The 20,206-nt window shown below is 73.0% G+C and carries 17 protein-coding genes; 6 read left to right on the forward strand and 11 right to left on the reverse strand.

Annotated elements, in window-relative coordinates; all coding sequences use genetic code 11:
* The first annotated feature begins 45 nt into the window (after positions 1 to 45).
* Entirely contained in the window at positions 46 to 1,647 is a 1,602-nt protein-coding gene (locus tag DC008_RS29285) for a glycoside hydrolase family 13 protein (RefSeq protein WP_108709535.1), read from the forward strand.
* Between the two features lie 48 nt (positions 1,648 to 1,695).
* Positions 1,696 to 3,873: a discoidin domain-containing protein gene (locus DC008_RS29290; protein ID WP_108709536.1), complete on the forward strand. Its 2,178-nt coding sequence runs from the start codon at positions 1,696 to 1,698 to the stop codon at positions 3,871 to 3,873.
* Here the strand turns inward: DC008_RS29290 and DC008_RS29295 are convergent.
* From DC008_RS29295 to DC008_RS29310, 4 genes are read right to left on the reverse strand one after another with little or no spacing between them, the layout of a single operon-like run.
* Positions 3,842 to 4,654, reverse strand: coding sequence for an ABC transporter ATP-binding protein (locus DC008_RS29295; RefSeq protein ID WP_108709537.1), 813 nt, complete (start codon positions 4,652 to 4,654; stop codon positions 3,842 to 3,844). The two genes, DC008_RS29290 and DC008_RS29295, sit on opposite strands and share 32 nt — an antisense overlap.
* Before the next feature lie 20 nt (positions 4,655 to 4,674).
* A complete protein-coding gene (locus DC008_RS29300) occupies positions 4,675 to 5,454 on the reverse strand; it encodes an ABC transporter permease (protein WP_108709538.1) in 780 nt (259 codons plus the stop codon).
* Positions 5,451 to 6,224, reverse strand: a complete 774-nt coding sequence (locus DC008_RS29305; RefSeq protein ID WP_108709539.1) for an ABC transporter permease — start codon at positions 6,222 to 6,224, stop codon at positions 5,451 to 5,453. Before DC008_RS29305 ends, DC008_RS29300 begins: the two co-directional genes overlap by 4 nt.
* A 13-nt stretch (positions 6,225 to 6,237) precedes the next feature.
* Positions 6,238 to 7,206 (reverse strand): ABC transporter substrate-binding protein, encoded by a 969-nt coding sequence (locus DC008_RS29310; protein ID WP_108709540.1) that lies wholly within the window; start codon positions 7,204 to 7,206, stop codon positions 6,238 to 6,240.
* 157 nt (positions 7,207 to 7,363) lie between these two features.
* Between DC008_RS29310 and DC008_RS29315 the strand changes: the two genes are divergently transcribed.
* Positions 7,364 to 8,152 (forward strand): IclR family transcriptional regulator domain-containing protein, encoded by a 789-nt coding sequence (locus DC008_RS29315; protein WP_108709541.1) that lies wholly within the window; start codon positions 7,364 to 7,366, stop codon positions 8,150 to 8,152.
* Positions 8,153 to 8,167: 15 nt separating this feature from the next.
* Here DC008_RS29315 and DC008_RS29320 read toward each other — a convergent pair whose 3' ends face one another.
* From DC008_RS29320 to DC008_RS29330, 3 genes are read right to left on the reverse strand one after another with little or no spacing between them, the layout of a single operon-like run.
* Positions 8,168 to 9,106, reverse strand: coding sequence for a PDR/VanB family oxidoreductase (locus DC008_RS29320; protein ID WP_108709542.1), 939 nt, complete (start codon positions 9,104 to 9,106; stop codon positions 8,168 to 8,170).
* Positions 9,103 to 9,273: a hypothetical protein gene (locus DC008_RS29325; RefSeq protein ID WP_107096642.1), complete on the reverse strand. Its 171-nt coding sequence runs from the start codon at positions 9,271 to 9,273 to the stop codon at positions 9,103 to 9,105. The genes DC008_RS29320 and DC008_RS29325 overlap by 4 nt, the downstream gene beginning before the upstream one ends.
* A complete protein-coding gene (locus DC008_RS29330; RefSeq protein WP_108709543.1) occupies positions 9,270 to 10,340 on the reverse strand; it encodes an aromatic ring-hydroxylating oxygenase subunit alpha in 1,071 nt (356 codons plus the stop codon). The genes DC008_RS29325 and DC008_RS29330 overlap by 4 nt, the downstream gene beginning before the upstream one ends.
* A 251-nt stretch (positions 10,341 to 10,591) precedes the next feature.
* Here DC008_RS29330 and DC008_RS29335 point away from each other — a divergent pair, with 251 nt between their 5' ends.
* Complete coding sequence (locus tag DC008_RS29335) at positions 10,592 to 12,643, forward strand: phosphocholine-specific phospholipase C (RefSeq protein ID WP_108709544.1); 2,052 nt, start codon at positions 10,592 to 10,594, stop codon at positions 12,641 to 12,643.
* 35 nt (positions 12,644 to 12,678) lie between these two features.
* Here the strand turns inward: DC008_RS29335 and DC008_RS29340 are convergent, their stop codons facing one another.
* Together DC008_RS29340 and DC008_RS29345 are read right to left on the reverse strand one after the other, a co-directional pair.
* Entirely contained in the window at positions 12,679 to 13,644 is a 966-nt protein-coding gene (locus tag DC008_RS29340) for a DMT family transporter (RefSeq protein WP_108709545.1), read from the reverse strand.
* Entirely contained in the window at positions 13,641 to 14,447 is an 807-nt protein-coding gene (locus tag DC008_RS29345) for a phosphatase PAP2 family protein (protein WP_108709546.1), read from the reverse strand. The genes DC008_RS29340 and DC008_RS29345 overlap by 4 nt, the downstream gene beginning before the upstream one ends.
* Positions 14,448 to 14,680: 233 nt before the next feature.
* On the opposite strand from DC008_RS29345, the gene DC008_RS29350 reads away from it, so the two are divergent.
* Complete coding sequence (locus tag DC008_RS29350) at positions 14,681 to 15,295, forward strand: TetR/AcrR family transcriptional regulator (protein WP_108709547.1); 615 nt, start codon at positions 14,681 to 14,683, stop codon at positions 15,293 to 15,295.
* Positions 15,296 to 15,451: 156 nt separating this feature from the next.
* Here the strand turns inward: DC008_RS29350 and DC008_RS29355 are convergent, their stop codons facing one another.
* Positions 15,452 to 16,402 carry a DUF2510 domain-containing protein gene (locus tag DC008_RS29355; RefSeq protein WP_108709548.1) on the reverse strand — a complete coding sequence of 317 codons (951 nt, stop codon included), beginning with the start codon at positions 16,400 to 16,402 and terminating at the stop codon, positions 15,452 to 15,454.
* 316 nt (positions 16,403 to 16,718) lie between these two features.
* Between DC008_RS29355 and DC008_RS29360 the strand changes: the two genes are divergently transcribed.
* Positions 16,719 to 19,388, forward strand: a complete 2,670-nt coding sequence (locus DC008_RS29360; protein WP_108709549.1) for an ATP-binding protein — start codon at positions 16,719 to 16,721, stop codon at positions 19,386 to 19,388.
* A 7-nt stretch (positions 19,389 to 19,395) separates the two neighbouring features.
* On the opposite strand, the gene DC008_RS29365 is transcribed toward DC008_RS29360, so the two are convergent.
* A complete protein-coding gene (locus DC008_RS29365) occupies positions 19,396 to 20,187 on the reverse strand; it encodes an SDR family NAD(P)-dependent oxidoreductase (RefSeq protein ID WP_108709550.1) in 792 nt (263 codons plus the stop codon).
* Between the last annotated feature and the right edge of the window lie 19 nt (positions 20,188 to 20,206).

The following is a 20,206-nucleotide window of genomic DNA, read 5'->3' on the forward strand; positions in this document are numbered from 1 at the left end:
CCACCCCCCGGACGTCCACTCCCTCCCGACAGAAAGGGCCACACCGTGGCACAGTCCCGTCCTGACGCCGCACCGTGGTGGCGCTCCGCCGTCATCTACCAGGTCTACGTCCGCAGCTTCGCGGACGGCGACGGCGACGGCACCGGCGACCTCGCGGGCGTCCGCGCCCGGCTGCCGTATCTCGCCGAACTCGGCGTGGACGCCCTGTGGTTCACCCCCTGGTACGTCTCCCCGCTGAAGGACGGCGGCTACGACGTCGCCGACTACCGGGCCATCGACCCGGCCTTCGGCACCCTGGCCGAGGCGGAGAAGCTCATCGCGGAGGCCGGTGAACTCGGCATCCGCACGATCGTCGACATCGTGCCCAACCACGTCTCCGACCGGCACCCCTGGTTCCGCGCCGCCCGCGAGGCCGGACCCGGCAGCCCCGAGCGCGAGCTGTTCCACTTCCGGCCCGGACGCGGCCCCGACGGCGCCCTCCCGCCCAACGACTGGCCGTCGGAGTTCGTCGGCTCCACCGACCCCGTCTGGACGAGGCTGCCCGACGGCGAGTGGTACCTGCACCTGTTCACCCCCGAACAGCCCGACCTCAACTGGGCCCACCCGGCCGTCCGCCAGGAACACGAGGACATCCTGCGCTTCTGGTTCGAACGGGGCGTGGCCGGCGTCCGCATCGACTCCGCCGCCCTGCTCGCCAAGGACCCGGAGCTGCCCGACCTCGCCTCCGCCCCCGACCCGCACCCCTACGTCGACCGCGACGAGCTGCACGACATCTACCGCTCCTGGCGGGCCGTCGCCGACGCCTACGACGGCGTCTTCGTCGGCGAGGTCTGGCTGCCCGACGCCGAGCGGTTCGCCCGCTATCTGCGCCCCGACGAACTGCACACCGCCTTCAACTTCTCCTTCCTGTCCTGCCCGTGGGACGCGGAGCGGCTGCGGACCTCGATCGACACCACCCTCGTCGAGCACGCCCCGGTCGGCGCCCCCGCCACCTGGGTGCTGTGCAACCACGACGTCACCCGCACGGTCACCCGGTACGGCCGCGCCGACACCGGCTTCGACTTCGCCACCAAGGCGTTCGGCACCCCCACCGACCTGGCCCTCGGCACCCGCCGTGCCCGCGCCGCCGCGCTGCTCTCCCTGGCGCTGCCCGGGTCCGTCTACCTCTACCAGGGCGAGGAACTGGGCCTGCCCGAGGCCGACATCCCCCTCGACCGCATCGAGGACCCGATGCACGCCCGCTCCGGTGGCACCGACCCGGGGCGCGACGGCTGCCGGGTGCCGCTGCCCTGGGCGGCGGGGGAGCCGTACGCGGGCTTCGGCGCCCAGGCGGAGCCCTGGCTGCCGCAGCCCGAGGGCTGGGACGCTTACGCCGCCGACCGCCAGGCGGACGACCCCGGCTCCATGCTCACCCTGTACCGCCGGGCCATCGCCCTGCGTCCCGAGTTCGGCGACGGGCCCCTCACCTGGCTGCCGTCGTCCGACGGTGTGCTCGCCTTCGCCCGTGCCTCCGGCGCCCTGTGCGTGGTCAATCTGTCGGACACCCCCGCCGACCTGCCCGCGCACACCGAACTCCTCCTGGCCAGCGCCCCGTTGGACGCCGACGGCCGGCTGCCCCAGGACACCGCGGTCTGGCTGCGCGTCTGAGACCGCGTCCCGCTGTCCCGTCACCTTCCCCCACGAAGGGATCAGCCCATGCACCCCACCCGCACGAGTGTCAGGCTCATGCCAATGGCGGTGGCCGTCGCGCTGGCCGCCGGCCTGGTCACGGCCACCGCCCCCGCCGCCCACGCGGCGGCCGGGGCCGACATGCCGTTCACCTCCGTGGAGGCCGAGTCCGCCACCACGACCGGCACCGCGATCGGACCGGACTTCACCCAGGGCACGCTCGCCTCCGAGGCGTCCGGACGCCGAGCCGTACGCCTCGGCGTCGGTCAGCGCGTCGAGTTCACCGTCCCGCACGCCGCCAACGCCGTGAACCTCGCCTACAGCGTCCCGGACGGCCAGTCGGGCACGCTCGACGTCTACGTCAACGGCCAGAAGCTCACCAGAACTCTCCCGGTCACCTCGAAGTACTCCTACGTCGACACCGGCTGGATCACCGGCTCGAAGACCCACCACTTCTACGACAACGCGCGGCTGCTCCTCGGCCGGGACGTGCGGGCCGGCGACAAGGTGGCCTTCCAGGCGACCGGCGTCCAGGTCACCGTGGATGTCGCCGACTTCGAGCAGGTCGCCGGCGCGGCAGGGCAGCCCGCCGGATCGGTGTCCGTCGTCTCCAAGGGGGCCGACCCCACGGGCCAGGGCGACTCCACGCAGGCCTTCCGGGACGCCGTCGCCGCCGCGCGGGGCGGGGTGGTGTGGATTCCGCCGGGGGAGTACCGGCTGACGTCGTCGCTCAGTGGCGTGCAGGACGTGACCCTCCAGGGCGCCGGGCACTGGCACTCGGTCGTGCGCTCCTCCCGGTTCATCGACCAGACGGGCTCCTCCGGCAACGTCCACATCAAGGACTTCGCCGTGATCGGCGAGGTCACCGAGCGCGTCGACTCCAACCCCGACAACTTCGTCAACGGCTCGCTCGGGCCGAACAGCTCCGTGTCCGGCATGTGGCTGCAGCACCTCAAGGTCGGCCTCTGGCTGACCGGCACCAACGACAACCTCGTCGTGGAGAACAACCGCTTCCTCGACATGACCGCCGACGGCCTCAACCTCAACGGCAACGCCCGCGGAGTGAAGGTCCGCCACAACTTCCTGCGCAACCAGGGCGACGACGCGCTCGCCATGTGGTCGCTGAACGCGCCGGACGTCGGCAGCAGCTTCGAGAACAACACCATCACCCAGCCGAACCTCGCCAACGGCATCGCGATCTACGGCGGCACCGACATCACCGTCCGCGGCAACCTGATCTCCGACACCAACGCCCTCGGCAGCGGCATAGCGATCTCCAACCAGAAATTCCTCGACCCCTTCCACCCGCTGTCCGGCACCATCACCGTCGACGGCAACACCCTGGTCCGCACCGGCGCCATGAACCCCAACTGGAACCACCCGATGGGCGCCCTGCGGGTCGACTCCTACGACAGCGCCATCGAGGCACAGGTCCGGATCACGAACACCACCGTCACCGACAGTCCGTACAGCGCCTTCGAGTTCGTCTCCGGCGGCGGACGCGGGTTCGCGGCGAAGAACATCACCGTCGACGGGGCGACCGTCCGCAACACCGGCACGGTCGTCGTCCAGGCCGAGACCCCGGGCGCCGCCGCCTTCCGCAATGTCACGGCGACCGGCGTCGGCGCCGCGGGCGTCTACAACTGCCCCTACCCGGCCGGCTCCGGCACCTTCACCCTCACCGACGGAGGCGGCAACTCCGGCTGGAGCAGCACCTGGTCGGACTGCTCCACCTGGCCGCAGCCCGGCCAGGGCAACCCGGACCCGGACCCCGGCGAGTCCGGCAACCTCGCCAAGGGCCGCCCGGCCACCGCCACCGGCTCACAGGACGTCTACACACCCGGCAAGGCCGTCGACGGCGACGCCGCCAGCTACTGGGAGTCCGCCAACCACGCCTTCCCGCAGGCCCTCACCGTCGACCTCGGCTCGTCCCGGACGGTCCGCAGGCTCGTGCTGAAGCTGCCCCCGTCCGCCGCCTGGGGCGCCCGCACCCAGACCGTCACGGTCCTGGGCAGCACCGACGGCTCGACGTACTCCACGGTCGTCGGCGCCACCGGCCACCGCTTCGACCCGGCCACCGGCAACACGGTCACCATCCCCCTGCCCGCCGGCACCAGCCTGCGCCATCTGCGGCTGTCCGTCAGCGCCAACACCGGTTGGCCCGCCGCCCAGTTCAGCGAGGTGGAGGCGTACTCGACTTCGTGAGCACGTCCGGCACGTCCCCGCGCTTCGCCGCCTGGATCTGCTCGTACACGCGGGTGCGCAGACCGGCGAAGCGCGGGTCCACCCGCGTGTGCAACTGGTCCCGCTCCACGGGCAGATCGACCGTCAGCTGCTCACGTACGACCGTCGGGGACGCGGACAGCACGATCACCCGCTCACCGAGATAGACGGCCTCGTCGATGTCATGGGTGACGAACAGGATCGTGATGCCGCGCTCCCGCCACAGCCGCCGGACCAAATCCTCCAGATCGGCCCTGGTCTGCGCGTCCACCGCGGCGAACGGCTCGTCCATCAGCAGTACCCGGGGCTCGTACGCCAGCGCCCGCGCGATCGCGACCCGCTGCTGCATCCCGCCGGACAACTGCCAGGGGTAGGCCCCTGCCGCGTCCGCGAGCCCCACCGACTCCAGCGCGTCCCGCACCAGCGCCCGACGCCGCGCCTTGCCCAGATCCTTCTGACGCAACGGCAGTTCGACGTTCTCGCCGACCCGCATCCACGGGAACAGACTGCGGCCGTACTCCTGGAAGACGAACGCCATCCCGCGAGGCGGCCCGTCGACCCGCCGCCCCTCCAGCAGCACCTCGCCGCCGGTCGGCGCGAGCAGCCCCGCCATGCACTTCAGCAGGGTGGTCTTGCCGCAGCCCGACGGGCCGACGAGACAGACCAGTTCGCCCGGGTCGACGGTGAAGGTCAGGTCGCGGACCGCCTCCACCCGCCGTCCCGAGCCCTCGTAGACCTTCCGCAGACCCCGTACGTCCAGCATGGAACGCCCTTTCTGAAGGTTCACGGCGACCGCCGGGCCGCGTCGCGCAGGCCGTGGTACCAGCCGAGCATCCGCCGCTCGACCAGCCGGAAGAGCAGCGACAGCACGACCCCCAGCGTCCCGAGCAGGAGGATGCCGGTCCACATGTCGGGGATCGCGAAACCGCGCTGGAACTGCACGATGGTGAACCCGAGCCCGTTGCTGGCGGCGAACATCTCGCTGATCACCATGAGGATGATCCCGATGGACAGCGCCTGGCGCAGTCCCGCGAAGATCTGCGGGCTCGCCGACGGCAGCACCAGGCTCCGCAGCCGGGCCGCCCCCGTGATCCCGTACGACCGTGCCGCCTCCGCCATCACCTGGTCCACCGCGCGGACGCCCTCGACGGTGTTCAGCAGCACCGGCCAGACGCAGCCGCTCGCGATCACCGCGACCTTCATCGTGTCGCCGATCCCCGCGAACAGCATGATGACCGGCACCAGTACGGGCGGCGGCACCGCACGCAGGAACTCCAGCACCGGTTCGCACACCGCCCGGACCCGCCGGTGCGAGCCGATCACCGTGCCCAGCGCCACCCCGGCGACCGCCGCCAGGGCGTAACCGGCCGCCAGCCGCCACACGCTGGGCAGCACGTCGGCGCGCAGCCGCTCCGGCATCCACACATCGGGGAAGGCCGTGAGGATCGTCCGCAGCGGCGGCCAGTACACGTCCGTGCTGCCCGCCGACGCCACCCACCACACGACGACCAGCAGGACGGGCAGCGCGCCCGCCAGGACCAGCCGCAGCAGCACCCGGGTCACACCGCCACCTCCCCGCGCACCGACTGGTGCCAGGCCAGCGCCCGGCGCTCCACCGCCCGCGCTCCCACGTTGATCACGAGCCCCAGCAGGCCCGTCACCACGATCAGCGCGTACATCTCGGGCACCGCCTGCGAGGTCTGCGCCACCCCGATCCGCTGACCCAGACCCGGCGCCCCGATGACGAGTTCGGCGGTGATGGCGAGGATCAGCGCGACGGCGGCGGCGAGCCGCACCCCGGTCATCACATACGGCAGCGCGGTCGGCCACAGCACGTACCGGATCCGCGCCCAGGTGCCCAGACCGTACGACCGTGCCGTCTCCTCGGCGACCGGGTCGACGTCCTGGACGCCGTAGAGGACCTGGATCAGGACCTGCCAGAAGGACGCGTAGACGACGAGCAGGAGCACCGAGCGCAGTTCGGAGCCGTAGAGCAGGACCGCGAGCGGGATGAGGGCGACGGAGGGGATGGGCCGCAGGAACTCGATGGTGGAGGCGGTGGCCTGCCGCAGATACGGCACGACCGACAGGACGACGCCCAGCACGACGCCCGCGCAGGACGCGATCGCGAGCCCCAGGGCCCAGCCCGTGAGCGTGTCGCCGAGCGCGGTCCAGAACGCGGGGTCGCCGGCCTCCTCGCCGAGCGCGACCGCGATCCGGCTGGCCGGCGGCACATACTCCTCGTCCACCAGGCCGAGCCGGGGGGCCGCCTCCGCCGGCGCCAGGAAGCCGGCGAGCCCCGCCACGCCGAGTGCGGCGTTCGTCCCCCTCACCGGTCCGTGTCCCTCACGGCAGCAGCTCGTCGAGGTTCGGGTCGGTCTTGAACAGGCCGTCCGACCGGCCGAGTTTCATCAGGGCCTCGATCGACGCCCGGTTGGGCTCGGCGGGCCACTTCGGCAGGGTGACCTTCGCCAGCACGTCCGCCGGGATCTTCGTGTACGTCGTGATGGTCTCGCGTGCCTCGTCCGGGTGGGCGTCGGCGTAGGCCAGCGACTGCGCGGCGGCCTTCTGGAACTTCTCGACCACCTCCGGATTGCGCTCCGCGTACTGCTTGGACGTGAAGTACAGGGCGACGGTGAGGTCGGGCGCCACGTCGACCAGCGGCGAGGCGATCTCCACACCCTCCTGGTTCTTGATGGTGGCGGTCGCCGGCTCCACCACCATGGCGGCGTCGATCTGCCCCTTGTCCAGGGCGGCCGGCATCTGGTCGAAGGGCAGCTCGACGAACTCCACCTCGTCGGGGTCGCCGCCCGCCGAGCGCACCGAGGCGCGGACGGCCGTCTCGTTGATGTTCTTCAGCGTGTTGATGGCGACCTTCCTGCCCTCCAGCTCCTTCGGGGACTTCAGAGGGCTGCCCTTCTTCACCATCAGCGCGCCGAAGTCCTCGCCGGACTCGCCGGTCGAGGCGATGCCGTTGGCGACCGCCTTCACCGGAACGCCGTTGGACTGCGCGACCATCAGGGACGTCACATTGCTGAACCCGAACTGGAACTGACCGCTCGCCACCCCGGGCACGATCGCTGCGCCGCCCTGCGCCGTGGTGAACTCCAGCTCCAGGCCCTGCTCCTTGAAGAAGCCCTTCTTCTGGCCCAGATACAGCGGGGCGACATCGACGATGGGGATGAGGCCGACCTTCACGGTCGTGATCCCGCCGGACGACCCGCCCCCCTTGGACGGTTCGTCGCCGGACGAGCCACAGGCCGTCGCGACGAGCAGCAGGGCGCCGGCGGTGAGACCGGCGGACAGACGACGCATGGCTCCTCCTGTACAGACAACGGTGCAACGGTGTTCCGACAGGTTGTGCGCACGGCGCACAGTAGTGCGCGACCTCACCCAGCGGGAAGGTAGAAGCTTCCACCGGATCCGGTCAATGGGTTGCTGACGACATTGTTGACATTTTGGAGGTGGCGCTGTGCAAGCCGACGCCCGCGCACCGCATTTCGTGAGGTCCTTCGAGCGCGGCCTGGCCGTGATCCGCAGCTTCGACGCCGGCCACCCCGTCCGTACGCTCAGCGAGGTCGCCCAGACCTGCGACCTCACCCGCGCCGCCGCCCGCCGGCTGCTGCTGACCCTCGCCGACCTCGGCTATGTCCACCAGGACGGCCGCCACTTCCGGCTCACCCCGCGGGTACTGGAACTCGGCTACTCCTACCTCTCGAGCTACACCCTGCCCGAGATCGCCGAGCCGCACCTCGAGCAACTCGTCGCCCGGATACGGGAGTCGTCGTCGCTGTGCGTCCTCGACGGCGACGACATCGTGTACGTCGCCCGGGTCCCCACCCGGCGCATCATGACGGCGTCCATCACGGTCGGCACCCGCTTCCCCGCCCACGTCACCTCGGTGGGCCGGGTGATCCTGGCGCACCTGCCGTCGAGTGAGTCCGAACGGCTGCTGGAACGGGCCGAGTTGAAACCCCTGACGGTCCGCACCCTCACGACCCGGGCGGCCCTGCGCGCGGAACTGCGCCGGGTCCGCGCAGAGGGCTACGCCCTCGTCGACCAGGAGCTGGAGGAGGGGCTGCGGTCGGTCGCCGCCCCGGTGCGGGACCGCGACGGCACGGTCGTCGCCGCCGTCAACATCGCCGTGCACGCGGGCCGGCACTCCGTCGACGCCGTACGCCGAGACCTCCTGCCGCCGCTGCGCGCGACGGCCGCCGCGATCGAGGCCGATCTCAGGATGGCCCCCGCGCACCGGCCGTAGCGCCCGGCCGGCGGCTCACAGATCGAGCAGCAGCCGCCGCCCCCGGCACCGGGACACACAGATCATCATCGTCTCGCCGCCCGCCTGCTCCTCGGCGGTGAGCACGGAGTCCCGGTGGTCGGGGGTGCCGTCGAGCACGTCGGTCTCGCAGGTGCCGCACGTGCCCTCGGTGCAGGAGTACAGCACCTCGACACCCGCGGCCCGCACGGCGTCCAGCACGGAGACGCCCGGCCCGACGGTGACGGTCAGCCCGCTGCGGGCCAGCTCGACTTCGAACTCCGCGTCGGCCTCGTTCGGTTGGCCGCCCGGCTGGAACCGCTCGACGCGCAGGGCGTCGGCGGGGCAGAGCCCCTCCACGGCGTCCAGCAGCGGACCGGGACCGCAGCAGTACACGAGCGCGCCCTCGGGGAGGCCGTCCAGCACCGAGCCGAGGTCGAGCAGCCCGCACTCGTCCTCGGGCGCCAGGGTGACCCGCCCGCCGTACGCGGCCAGTTCGCCGGTGAACGCCATGGACCGGCGGGTGCGGCCGCCGTACAGCAGGCTCCACTCGGCGCCCGCCGCCTCGGCCGCGGCCAGCATGGGCAGGATCGGGGTGATGCCGATACCGCCCGCGACGAACCGGTAGGCGCGGGCGGGCTCCAGCCGGAAGTGGTTGCGCGGACCGCGCACCCGCACCTTGTCGCCGGGCCCCAGTCGCTCGTGCACATGGGCGGACCCACCGCGCCCGGCGGGCTCGCGCAGGACGGCGATCCGCCACCGCGTCCGGTCCGCCGGGTCACCGCACAGCGAGTACTGCCGTTCGAGCCCCGGCCCGAGCAACAGGTCGACGTGGGCGCCGGGCTGCCAGCCGGGCAGCGGCTCACCCGACGGGTCGCGCAGCAGAAGGACGAGCACGCCGTCGGCTGCGAACTCGACTCCCTCGACGACGACTTCGGCCTCGTACGCCTCCGTCACGAGTCGTCCTCCGGCATCCGGTGGCCCTGCGGATGGGCGAGCATCCACTCCCACATCCGCACCGGGTCCTCGGCGCGGTGCTCGCGGCCGCAGTGACAGGTCCCGTGCAGCAGGTCGGTGCCCGGCACCCAGTCGACCCGGTACACCTCCCCGGTGCGGCCGCTCACTTGACCTTCTCCTCGGGCTTCGCGCCCTCCTCGACCAGCCGGGCGAGGATGCGGCGCGCGGCGAGGCCGCCGGTGTCGATGTTGATGCTGAGCTCCTGGTAGCCGTGGCGTTCGGTGCCGAGGGTCCGCTGGAGGAGGTTGAGGGCGTCGACGTCCTGCATCACCACGGTGTGGTTGTTGGCGCGCAGGAACTCGGTGACCTCGTCGTCCTCGGTCGCCCAGTCCCGGGACACCGCCCAGAAGTCGTACACCGTGCCGTCGCCGGAGGGCGTGATGGCGTAGGTGACCTCGGTGTGGAAGGCGTCCGGGTCGCTGCCGTCGGGGTTCGGCACCACGCCGACCGGCGCGACCCGGCTGTGCAGCACGTACAGGCAGGGCGCGTGGTACTCGATGTCCTGCCAGCGGGTGATCCGGCCCGAGATCCCGGTCGAACTGGCGTAGAACGGCGGGCACTCGGCGTCGTCCATGTGCCGGCTCACCCGTACGATGCCCGCGCCCTCGTCCACCTCGGTGGTGATCGGCGTCTCGGCGACCTCGGGGGTGCCGATGTACCCGCCGTGCAGATACGTCTCGTGGGACAGGTCGAGGAGGTTGTCGACCAGCAGTCCGTAGTCGCAGTCGATGGGCTCCATCCCGCGCACGGTGACCCAGCCCGGCGCGTCCAGATGCCGGGCCCGCGGGACGCCGGCCGGGTCCGCGAGCTCGGGGTCCCCGATCCACACCCAGATGAGCGAGTCCTGCTCCACCACCGGGTACGAGGCGACGCGCGCCGTCCGCGGCACCCGCTTCTGCCCGGGCACGTACACGCACGTCCCGGTCGTGTCGTACGTGAAGCCGTGGTACCCGCACACGATCCGGTCCCCGTCGAGCCGCGTCGGCGCCTCGGACAGCGGATACCGGCGGTGCACACACCGGTCGTGCAGCACGACCGGCGTCCCCTCGTCCTCGGTCCGGTACAGCACGAGCGTCTCCCCACAGACACTCCGCCCGAGCAACTCCCGCCCCACCTCGTGACTGTGGGCGGCTACGTACCACTGGTTCCTGGCATACGCGGTCATGTGCGGCATGGCAGCGGCTCCCGTCTAGGTGTCGTGGCGACATCGTCGGGAAGGGGCCCGGGCGGAGGCAACACGGCTTCCGCCTCACGGAAGGAGGACAGGGCGAGGACACCGCGCCGCCGCACCCCACGTACCTCCGGCCTTCACGCCGACGCCATCGCACCCTTCCCCCTCGTTCGGTGCCCCTGGAACACTCCTGTCGCGCGCGTTGTCACCGACCGGCCGGATCACCCCTCACGATGGGAAGAGGTCTTCCACCCATGCCCGAAGTCAACCGGCGCAGATTTCTGCAGATCGCGGGCGCCACGACGGCGTTCAGCGCTCTGTCGAGCAGTATCCAGCGGGCCGCCGCGATCCCGGCCCACCATCGCACGGGCTCCCTGGAAGACGTCGAGCACATCGTCGTCCTGATGCAGGAGAACCGTTCCTTCGACCATTACTTCGGCAGCCTGCGCGGCGTCCGCGGGTTCGGCGACCCCCGGCCGGTGCGCCGGGACGACGGCAAGCCCATCTGGTACCAGTCCGACGGCACCAAGGACGTCCTGCCGTTCCACCCGGACGCCGACGACCTCGGCATGCAGTTCCTGGAAGGGCTTCCGCACGGCTGGTCCGACGGCCAGCAGGCGTACGACGGCGGGAAGTACGACCGCTGGATCCCCGCCAAGGGCACCACCACGATGGCGTACCTCACCCGCGAGGACATCCCCTTCCACTACGCCCTCGCCGACGCGTTCACCGTCTGCGACGCCTACCACTGCTCGTTCATCGGCTCGACCGACCCCAACCGCTACTACCTGTGGAGCGGTCACACCGGCAACGACGGCACCGGCGGCGGCCCCGTCCTCGGCAACGACGAACTCGGCTACGGCTGGACGACGTACCCCGAGCGTCTGGAAAAGGCCGGCGTCTCCTGGAAGATCTACCAGGACATCGGCGACGGACTGGACGCGGCCGGCTCCTGGGGCTGGATCAGCGACGCCTACCGTGGCAACTACGGGGACAACTCCCTGCTGTACTTCGACAAGTACCGCGAGGCCCGGCCCGGCGACCCCTGGTACGACAAGGCCCGCACCGGCACCGACGCCAAGGCCGGCGACGGCTACTTCGACCGGCTGCGCGCCGACGTCCAGGCCGGCACCCTGCCGCAGATCTCCTGGATCGCCACCCCGGAGGCGTTCTCCGAGCACTCCAACTGGCCGTCCAACTACGGCGCCTGGTACATCGCACGGGTCCTGGACGCCCTCACCTCCAACCCGGAGGTCTGGTCGCGGACCGCGCTGTTCATCACCTACGACGAGAACGACGGCTTCTTCGACCACGTCGTGCCGCCGCTCCCGCCGCGGGACGCGTCCCGGGGCCGCTCCACGGTCGACGTCACGCTCGACCTCTACCCGGGCGACGCCACCCGCACGGCCGGGCCCTACGGCCTCGGCCCGCGCGTGCCGATGCTGGTCGTCTCACCCTGGAGCAAGGGCGGCTACGTCTGCTCCGAGACGTTCGACCACACCTCGATCCTCCGGTTCATGGAGCGCCGCTTCGGGGTCGAGGAGCCCCAGATCTCACCCTGGCGGCGGGCCGTCTGCGGCGATCTGACCTCGGCGTTCGACTTCTCCCGCAAGGACAGCCGCCCCGCCGGACTGCCGGACACGGACGCCTACGAGCCGCCGGACCGGGAGCGGCACCCCGACTATCGGCCGACGCCTCCGGCCGAGGGCGGTATGCCCCGGCAGGAGCGCGGGCTGCGCCCCAGCCGCCCGCTGAAGTACGCCCCGTACGTGGACGGCCGCGTCGACGCGGCGGCCGGCACCTTCCGGCTCGCGTTCGCCTCCGGCGCCACGGCGGGCGCCGCCTTCCACGTCACCTCCGGCAACCGCGCCGACGGCCCGTGGACGTACACCACCGAGGCGGGCAAGGACATCGCCGACACCTGGAACTCGGCGTACTCGAACGGCTCCTACGACCTCACCGTGCACGGGCCGGCCGGGTTCTTCCGGGCCTTCCGGGGCGCGAACGCGGTCGCCGGGCCCGAGGTCACCGCCCGGCACCGGGGCGACGACATCGAGCTGAGGTTCACCAACGCGGGCCGGTCGAGCGTCAGGCTGCGGATCGCCGACGGGTACGGCGGGCGTACCGCGACGGTGACCGTACGGGCCGGCGCCACCGTCCGCCGGGTCTTCGGCCTCGCGGCCAGCCGCCGCTGGTACGACCTGACGGTGACCGCCGACGGCGACCGGCCGTTCCTGCGGCGGTTCGCCGGGCACGTGGAGAACGGGCGGCCGGGGGTGAGCGACCCGGCGACGCTCACCGAGTAGATCGACCAGAGAGCGACTCTCACCGAGCGGTCGGGTCAGAGCGGCGTCAGGTGTCCCGGGTCCGGCTGCCGGGGCACCACCACCCGTTCCGGGGCCGCCGACTCCGGTTCCAGGGCCAGGACGGCGGCCACCGGGTGCGCGTCGTCCGCCATCGAGGATGCGGGTTCCGCGGGGACGGCCGGCGTGGGTGTGGCGCGGGTCAGGAGCACCACGCCCCAGGACGCCAGGCCCGCCCCGGCCACGGCGGCCAGCACACCGGCCGGGCCGCCCCGCAGCCGTTCGCCGAGCAGGACCAGGCCGATCACGGCGGCTGCGAGCGGATTGGCGAGGGTGACCACCGCGAGCGGGGCGCCCAGGCCGCCCCGGTAGGCGGTCTGGGACAGCAGCAGCCCTCCCGCCGCGAGCGCGGCGACCAGGACGGCCACCCCGGTGACCTGGAGGCTGAGCACCGGGGCGGAGTGGTCGGTGGCGGCCACCGTCACCGTCTGGGTGAGGGCCGAGGCGACCCCGGAGGCGAAACCGGACGCGGTCGCGTGCCGCAGTCCCGGCCGGGCGCCCGGCCACGCCAGCATCCCGGTCAGGGCGACCGTCACCGCCGCGACCCCGATCGCCTCCGGCGTGCTCAGCACGTCGTCGGGCGCGGGAGCGGACGCCATCACCAGGATCACGGCGAGACCGGTCAGCGTCAGTGCCGTGCCCCGCCACTCCACCGCGCGGACCCGGCGGCCCGCGAGCCGCGCGCCCAGCGGTACGGCGGCGACCAGGGTGAGCGCGCCGAGCGGTTGCACCACCGTCAGTGGGCCGTACTTGAGGGCTATGACGTGCAGCAGGGCGCCGGTGGCGTTGAGCAGCACCGTCCCCCACCAGGCGCCCGAGCCCAGCAGCCGTACCAGGCCGGTGCCGGCGCTGCGAGAGGCGAGCCGCTCCTGGGCGACGGCTGCGGCGGCGTAGGCGACGGCCGAGACCAGGGAGAGCACGACGGCGAGCAGCGTGGCGGTCATCGTCCCGCTCCCGCGAGGACGGCGTCGCGGGACGCGGTCTCCCCCCGGCGCTGTGCCGGGAGGAGCCGGCCGGCCGTGGTGGCCGTGCGTCCGGGCCGGGGGATCAGCGCGAGCGCGAGGCCCAGCAGGGCCGTCGCCGCGATCGCGTCGAGCCAGTAGTGGTTGGCCGTGCCGACGATCACCAGCAGGGTCAGCGCGGGGTGCAGGAGCCACAGCACGCGCCACCGGGACCGGGTCGCCGCGATCAGGCCGACGGCGAGCATCAGGGCCCAGCCGAAGTGCAGCGACGGCATCGCCGCGAACTGGTTGGAGAGCTGGTCGGTCTGCGGGGGGCCGTAGACCGAGGGGCCGTAGAGGCGGGCGGTGTCCAGCAGGCCGGTCGCGGCGAGCAGACGCGGCGGGGCGAGCGGGAACGCCAGATGCAGCAGCAGGGCGGCGCCGGTGACGGCCGTCAGGACACGTCGGGCCCAGACGTAGTGCGCGGGGCGCCGCAGGTAGAGCCAGACCAGGAAGGCCAGGGTCGCCGGGAAGTGGACGGTCGCGTAGTACGTGTTGGCCAGGCGTATGAGGGCGTCGCCGTGCAGCAGGAGGTGCTGCACGGCGCCCTCGCCGGGGAGGCGGACGGCGCGTTCGAGGTCCCACAGCCGGTCCGCGTTGCGGAAGGCCTCGCCGGTGTGGCCGGTGGCCAGTTGGCGGCCGGCCTTGTAGGCGAGGAAGAACCCGGCCACGAGCAGCAGCTCGCGGACCAGTGGTGGCCGCGGTGGCGCGGCCTCCTTCCGGTAAGGCTCGGTGCGGGCATTCATCCCCCGGCCCCTTCGCTGACGTAGGTGGTGCTGGGCGAGCTTGTCGGGCTGGGGACTGCTCCGGCTCGGCGAACTCATCGATACGTGCCCGTTCCGAAACGGGGCTGTACCGATACGCCACTGTACCGATACGCCAGCGTTCCGGTACAGTGGCGTATCGATAGACGTGCGACACACTGGAAGGCGGGCCCCGCCGACCGCGGGAGCCGCACCCGGACCGAGGAGACGAGCAGATGACGTCGCAGGCCGCGGACGGACCGGACACGGTCGCCGCCTCGCGCCGCTCCAAGCTCACGCGCGAGCGTGAACAGGAGTTCTTCGACGCCGTCCTCGACCAGATCCGCGCCTGCGGGTACGAGTCCGTGACCATGGAGGGCGTCGCCGCCAGCACACGGTGCAGCAAGGCCACGCTCTACCGGCAGTGGCGGACCAAGCCGCAGTTCGTCGCGGCCGCCCTGCGGGCCAGCCGGCAGACCCGCTTCGACGGCATCGACACCGGCTCCCTCGCCGACGACCTGAGGGAGGCCGCCCGCGCGACGGGCGCCTGGTCGGCCAAGGACACCCGGCTGCTGCAGGCCCTCGGCCACGCCGTCACCGAGGACGAGGAGCTGCGCACGGCGTTGCGCGAAGCGCTCATCGACCCCGAGATCGACGCGCTCCGGCAGATCCTGCAGCGCGGGGTCGAGCGGGGCGAGGTGCCCGCCGACCACCCGGCGCTCGACTACATCCCCGCGCAGATCTTCGGCGTGCTGCGGGCTCGTCCCGTCCTGGAGGGCAAGGACGCCGACCCCGAGTACATCGTCCGGTTCGTGGAGGCCGCCGTGCTGCCCACGCTCGGACTCACCTGAGACCCAGGCCGCCGTCCGCGGGATGACTGGACGGCGACCTGAAGCGCCGCACCGTGGGGACGGGGGCGGCGCGCACCACCCGGCCGGGTGGGGTGCCCCTTGAGCGGAGGGGCCGCCCCACCCGGCCGAGTCACGTCCGGACCATCCGGGCCGGGCTCACACGTCCTGGCCGGGGCCGCCGCCCGAGGACACCTCGATGCCCTTCACGATCTCGTCGAGGACGGCCTGGCCCTCGTCGGCGTCGACACCGAGACGCACCACGACGATCTCCTTGCCGTCCGAGGCCGGCGACGGGAAGGCGAGCGACTCGACATAGCCGTCCGAGCCCTTGCTGGTGACCGCCTGCCAGCGGACCAGATAGCCCTTGCGTCCGGCCACGGTCACCGCCTTCGACGCCAGCACCTTGTGCGAGGTGATCTTTCCGTAGCCGGTGCCGTACGACTCCTTCGCGTTCTCCGCGATGTCCGCCTCGGCGACCTTCTCGGGGGTGTCGCCCGCCGTGCCCAGCTCCCGGGCCGGGGCCGAGTAGGCGCCGCCCTTCATACAGGTCTCGGAGGTCTGCGCCGGGCACGGGTAGGTGTCCTTCGACGCCACCTGCGCGCCGAAGCGGATCTGCTGCCCGTACCAGCCGTCCGGCACCGGAAGGCTGATGCCGTTCAGCGGGTCGGCGACCGAACCGCTCTCCACCCTGGGTGGCCCGGACCCCTCCGGAGCCTGCGACGGCCCGCCCGACTCCCCGCCGGGGCCCTCGGGCAGGTCCGGGCGGCCCGGCACCTCCCGGGAACCGGCCGCCGTGCCGTCCGGGCCGTCCTCGGCCGTCAGCGCGTACACGCCGACGCCTATGCACGCCAGGACCACCGCCGCCACGCCGGCGGCTATCCCGGTGCGCAGCCCCCGCCGCGCGCCGGGCGCGGGCACGCCGGGATAGCCGGGGTGCACGGGGTACGGCGGATACGCCCCGCCGGCCGGCGGGCCTGCCGTGGCGGCGGTTCCGGCGGCCCGGACCTGGTCCGTCCACGCGTTGCCGTCCCACCAGCGCTCGGTGGGCGGGCCGTCACTGTGCCGGCCTGGGTCGGGGTACCAGCCGGGAGGAGTCACCTGCGTCATGGGCCCACCGTATGAGGTGCGGGTGAAAGCCGGATGAGAGGGCCCGCCCCCGCGCCGCCCCGCCCGGTCCGGAACCTCCGCGACGAGCCCGGGGAGCCCGGCCCTCCACCCACGCCGCCGATCCCCGACTGCCCCTCCGTGACCGGAATTTGACTGTCATTCAGTCGATACGGGCCATGTCGCGGGCCCTGCGCGTCGCCCGCCCGCACCCGCCGTCACCCGTCGCGGCAACAGGTCCCCCGACCGCTCTCCATTCGGTCCGCCGGAGGACTACGCTCGGGTTCGGTACGTCCGGGCGACTTGGGGAGGTAGCGGGATGACGGAGGTACGGCCCACGCAGGCCGCCTCGGCCTCCCTCTGGGAGCGCGACGAGGAGGTCGCCGCCATCGGGCGGGCCCTCGACCGGCTGTGCGCCGAAGAGACCTCCTCGGGCAGCCTGCTGGTGCTGCGGGCCGAGGCCGGCCTCGGCAAGACCGCCTTGCTGGCCGAAACCCGCCGTATCGCCGAGGCCCGCGGCTGCACCGTCTGGTCCGCCCGCGGCGGCGAGACCCTCAGCTCCGTGCCCTTCAACGTCGTACGGCAGCTGCTCCAGCCCGCGCTCCTGTCGCTGATGCCCGAGGAGGCCCGCGAGTACCTCGGCGACTGGTACGACATCGCGGGGCCCGCCCTCGGGATAGCGGACCCCGGCGACCGCCAGGCCGACCCGCAGGGTGTGTGCGACGGACTGGTCGCCGCCGTCCGCCGGCTCGCCCGGCGCGAATGGCCGCTGGTGCTGCTGATCGACGACGCCCACTGGGCCGACCAGGAGACCCTGCGCTGGCTCGCCGCCTTCAGCGAACGCCTCGCCGAGCAGAACGTCTTAGTGGTCGTGGCCCGCCGCCCCGGCGAGGTCAGCGGCGACAGCGCCCGCCACCTCGACGCCATCGCCGACGCCGGTGACTCCGTCTCCACGCTCAGCGCCCTCACCCCGGAGGCCACCGCCGGTCTCACCCGCGCCACCCTGGGCGCCCACGCCGACGGGCCGTTCTGCCGCGAGGTCTGGGCCGTCACCGGCGGCAACCCGTACGAGACCGTCGAACTCCTCGCCAAGGTCCAGGAGAACGAGTTCGAGCCGACCGAGGCGGCCGCCGGCGAGCTGCGCGCCCTGAACCGCGCGGCGCGCGGCGGCGGCCTCGTCGCCCGCCTGGAGACCCTCGGCATCGAGGCCACCCGGTTCGCCTGGGCCGCCGCCATCCTCGGCACCGGCATCACCGTCGACCTGGTCGCCGAACTGGCCACGATGGGTGTCGACGACGCCGTGCGCTGCGCCGAACTCCTGCGCAGCGCCCGCATACTGACCGAACCCGACCCCGCCGGGGTGCAGCCCGACGACGGCGAGTTCCAGTTCGTCCACCCGCTGATCGCCACCGCCGTCTACAACTCCATCCCGGACGCGCTGCGCACCGCCATGCACGGCATCGCCGCCCGCGTCGTCACCGACAACGGCCGGGGTGCCGCCGTCGCCGCCCGCCACCTCCTGGAGGTCCACCCCGACGGCGACGAGGAACTCGTCGAGCAACTGCGCGAGGCCGCCCGCGAGCATCTGGCCGTCGGCGCCCCCGACGCGGCCCGCCGCTGTCTGGAGCGCGCCCTGGTGGAGCCGCCCCGCCCCGAGATCCACGCCCATGTGCTGCACGAACTCGGCTGCGCCACCCTGCTGACCGCGCCCGCCGTCACCATCGACCATCTGCAGCGGGCCCTCGCCCTGCCAGGCCTGGACGGCGACGAACGCGTCGACGCCGTCTACCGCCTGTCCCAGGCCCTGCTCCACAACGACCAGCTGGAGGAGGCCGTCCGCACCGTCGAGGCGGAGGCCGCCCGGCAGAGCGGACCCACCCGGCTGCGGCTCCAGGCCGTGCAGTTCATGTGGGAGGGCATCCACGGCGAGGCCGCCTCACCGGGACGCTCCGCGCGCCTCGCCGACCTGGCCGCCACCTGCACCGGGCGGGACAACTCCGAGCGCGCCCTGCTCATCCTGCGCGGCTTCGACGCCATGGCGCGCGGCGAGAACGCCGAGGAGGTCGCCGAGCTGTGCGACCGCGCCCTCGTCAACGGCCGCCTCGCCCCCGGCCTCGGCTGGACCGACCCCGAGTGGGGCCTGGAGCTGCCGATGATGCTGGCCAGCGCCTACGCCTTCACCGACCGCCTCGACCGCGCCGAGACCCTCTACAACGAGGCGCTGCGCGCCTACGAGTCGGTCGGCTGGAGCGGCGGCCACCTCGCCCTCGCGCACGCCTATGTCGGGCTCGGTCACCGCAGACGCGGGCGGCTCCGGGAGGCCGAGGAGTCCCTGCGCGAGTCGCTGGCGTTCGCCGAGCGCGTCGGCCGGCGGCTGCCGCTGCACTGGTCCGCGACCTGCAACCTCGTCGACACGCTGCTCGCCCGCGGCCATGTCGAGGAGGCCTGGGACATCGCCGAGCGGTACGGCTTCGCCCCGCCCTACCCGTCCACCATCGTGCTGCCGGACCCGCGCTCGGTCCGCGGCCGGCTGCTGCTCGCCGTGGGCCGCACCAAGGACGGCATCAACGAACTGGAGGCGGCCGAGAAGGCGGCGGCCGTCCGCGGCCACCACAACCCCGTCCTGGTCCCCTGGGCGGTGGACCTCGCCCGCGCCCTCGCCAACGAGGACCCCGCGCGGGCCGCCCGGCTGGCCGCCGAGCTCCGCCGGCACGCCGAGCGCCTGGGCACCGACACCGCGATCGGCGAGGCCCTGCGCTGCGCGGCGGCGCTGGAGACCGGGCAGCGGGCCGTGCGTCTGGCCGAGCGGGCCGTCACCTATCTGGAGGCGTCGCCCTGCCAGTACGAGCACGCCGTCGCCCGCGTCGAGTACGGCCTGGCCGCCCGCTCCGCCGCGGAACTGCGGCGCGGTCTGACGCTGGCCCGCTCCTGCGGCGCGGACGGGCTGGTGCTCCAGGCCGAGGCCGCGCTGGCCACCGGTCTGCTCTGAGACCCGGTCACAGGCTCAGCAACTGCTCGGTGACCGCCGTCAGCCGCGCCCGCGTGCCGGGGTCGTAGGCGGCCGGATGGGCCCGGGCCGGTGACGTCCCCTCGAAGTAACCGCCCGAGCCCCGGTCCCGGGTGGCGAGCGCGACGACACCGGGGGCGCCGTCGGCGACCGTGTGGAAGGGCGTGAAGCCGCTGTCGCGGACCATCGCGGTGTCCATGTGCGTCGCCGGGTGCACCACGTTCACCGACACACCGGTGCCGGCCAGCTCGTCGGCGAGGACGAACGTGTGCACCGCCAGGGCGAACTTGCTGCGGCAGTACGCGGCCACGCCGTCGTAGCCGCGGGTCATCTCCGGGTCGGCGGGGTCCAGCGGCTCCTGGCCCGCCGAGCCGACGTTCACGATCCGGGCCGGGGCGTTCGCGCGCAGCACGGGCAGCAGCGCGCGGGTCAGCACCACCGGCGCCAGGCAGTTCACCGCGAGACGCAGTTCGTGGCCGTCGGCGCTCAGCTCCCGGCGGGTGAGGTCCGGACCGCCCCCGACCGCCGCGTTGTTGATGAGGACGTCCAGTTCCGGGTGGTCGCCGGCGACATGCGCGGCCAGCTCCCGCACCTGGGCGAGCGAGGCCAGATCGGCCACGTACCCGTCGGCCTCCCCGTGCGCGCGCAGCTCCTCGACGAGCCGTTCCGTGCGGTCGGCGTCCCGCCCGTGGGCGAGCACCCGGTGCCCGGCGCGGACCAGTTCGAAGGCGACGTACCGGCCGAGGCCCGAGGTGGCGCCGGTGAGCAGCAGCGTGGACATGACCTCACCGTAGGCACGC

The organism is Streptomyces nigra (assembly GCF_003074055.1).
GTDB lineage: Bacteria > Actinomycetota > Actinomycetes > Streptomycetales > Streptomycetaceae > Streptomyces > Streptomyces nigra.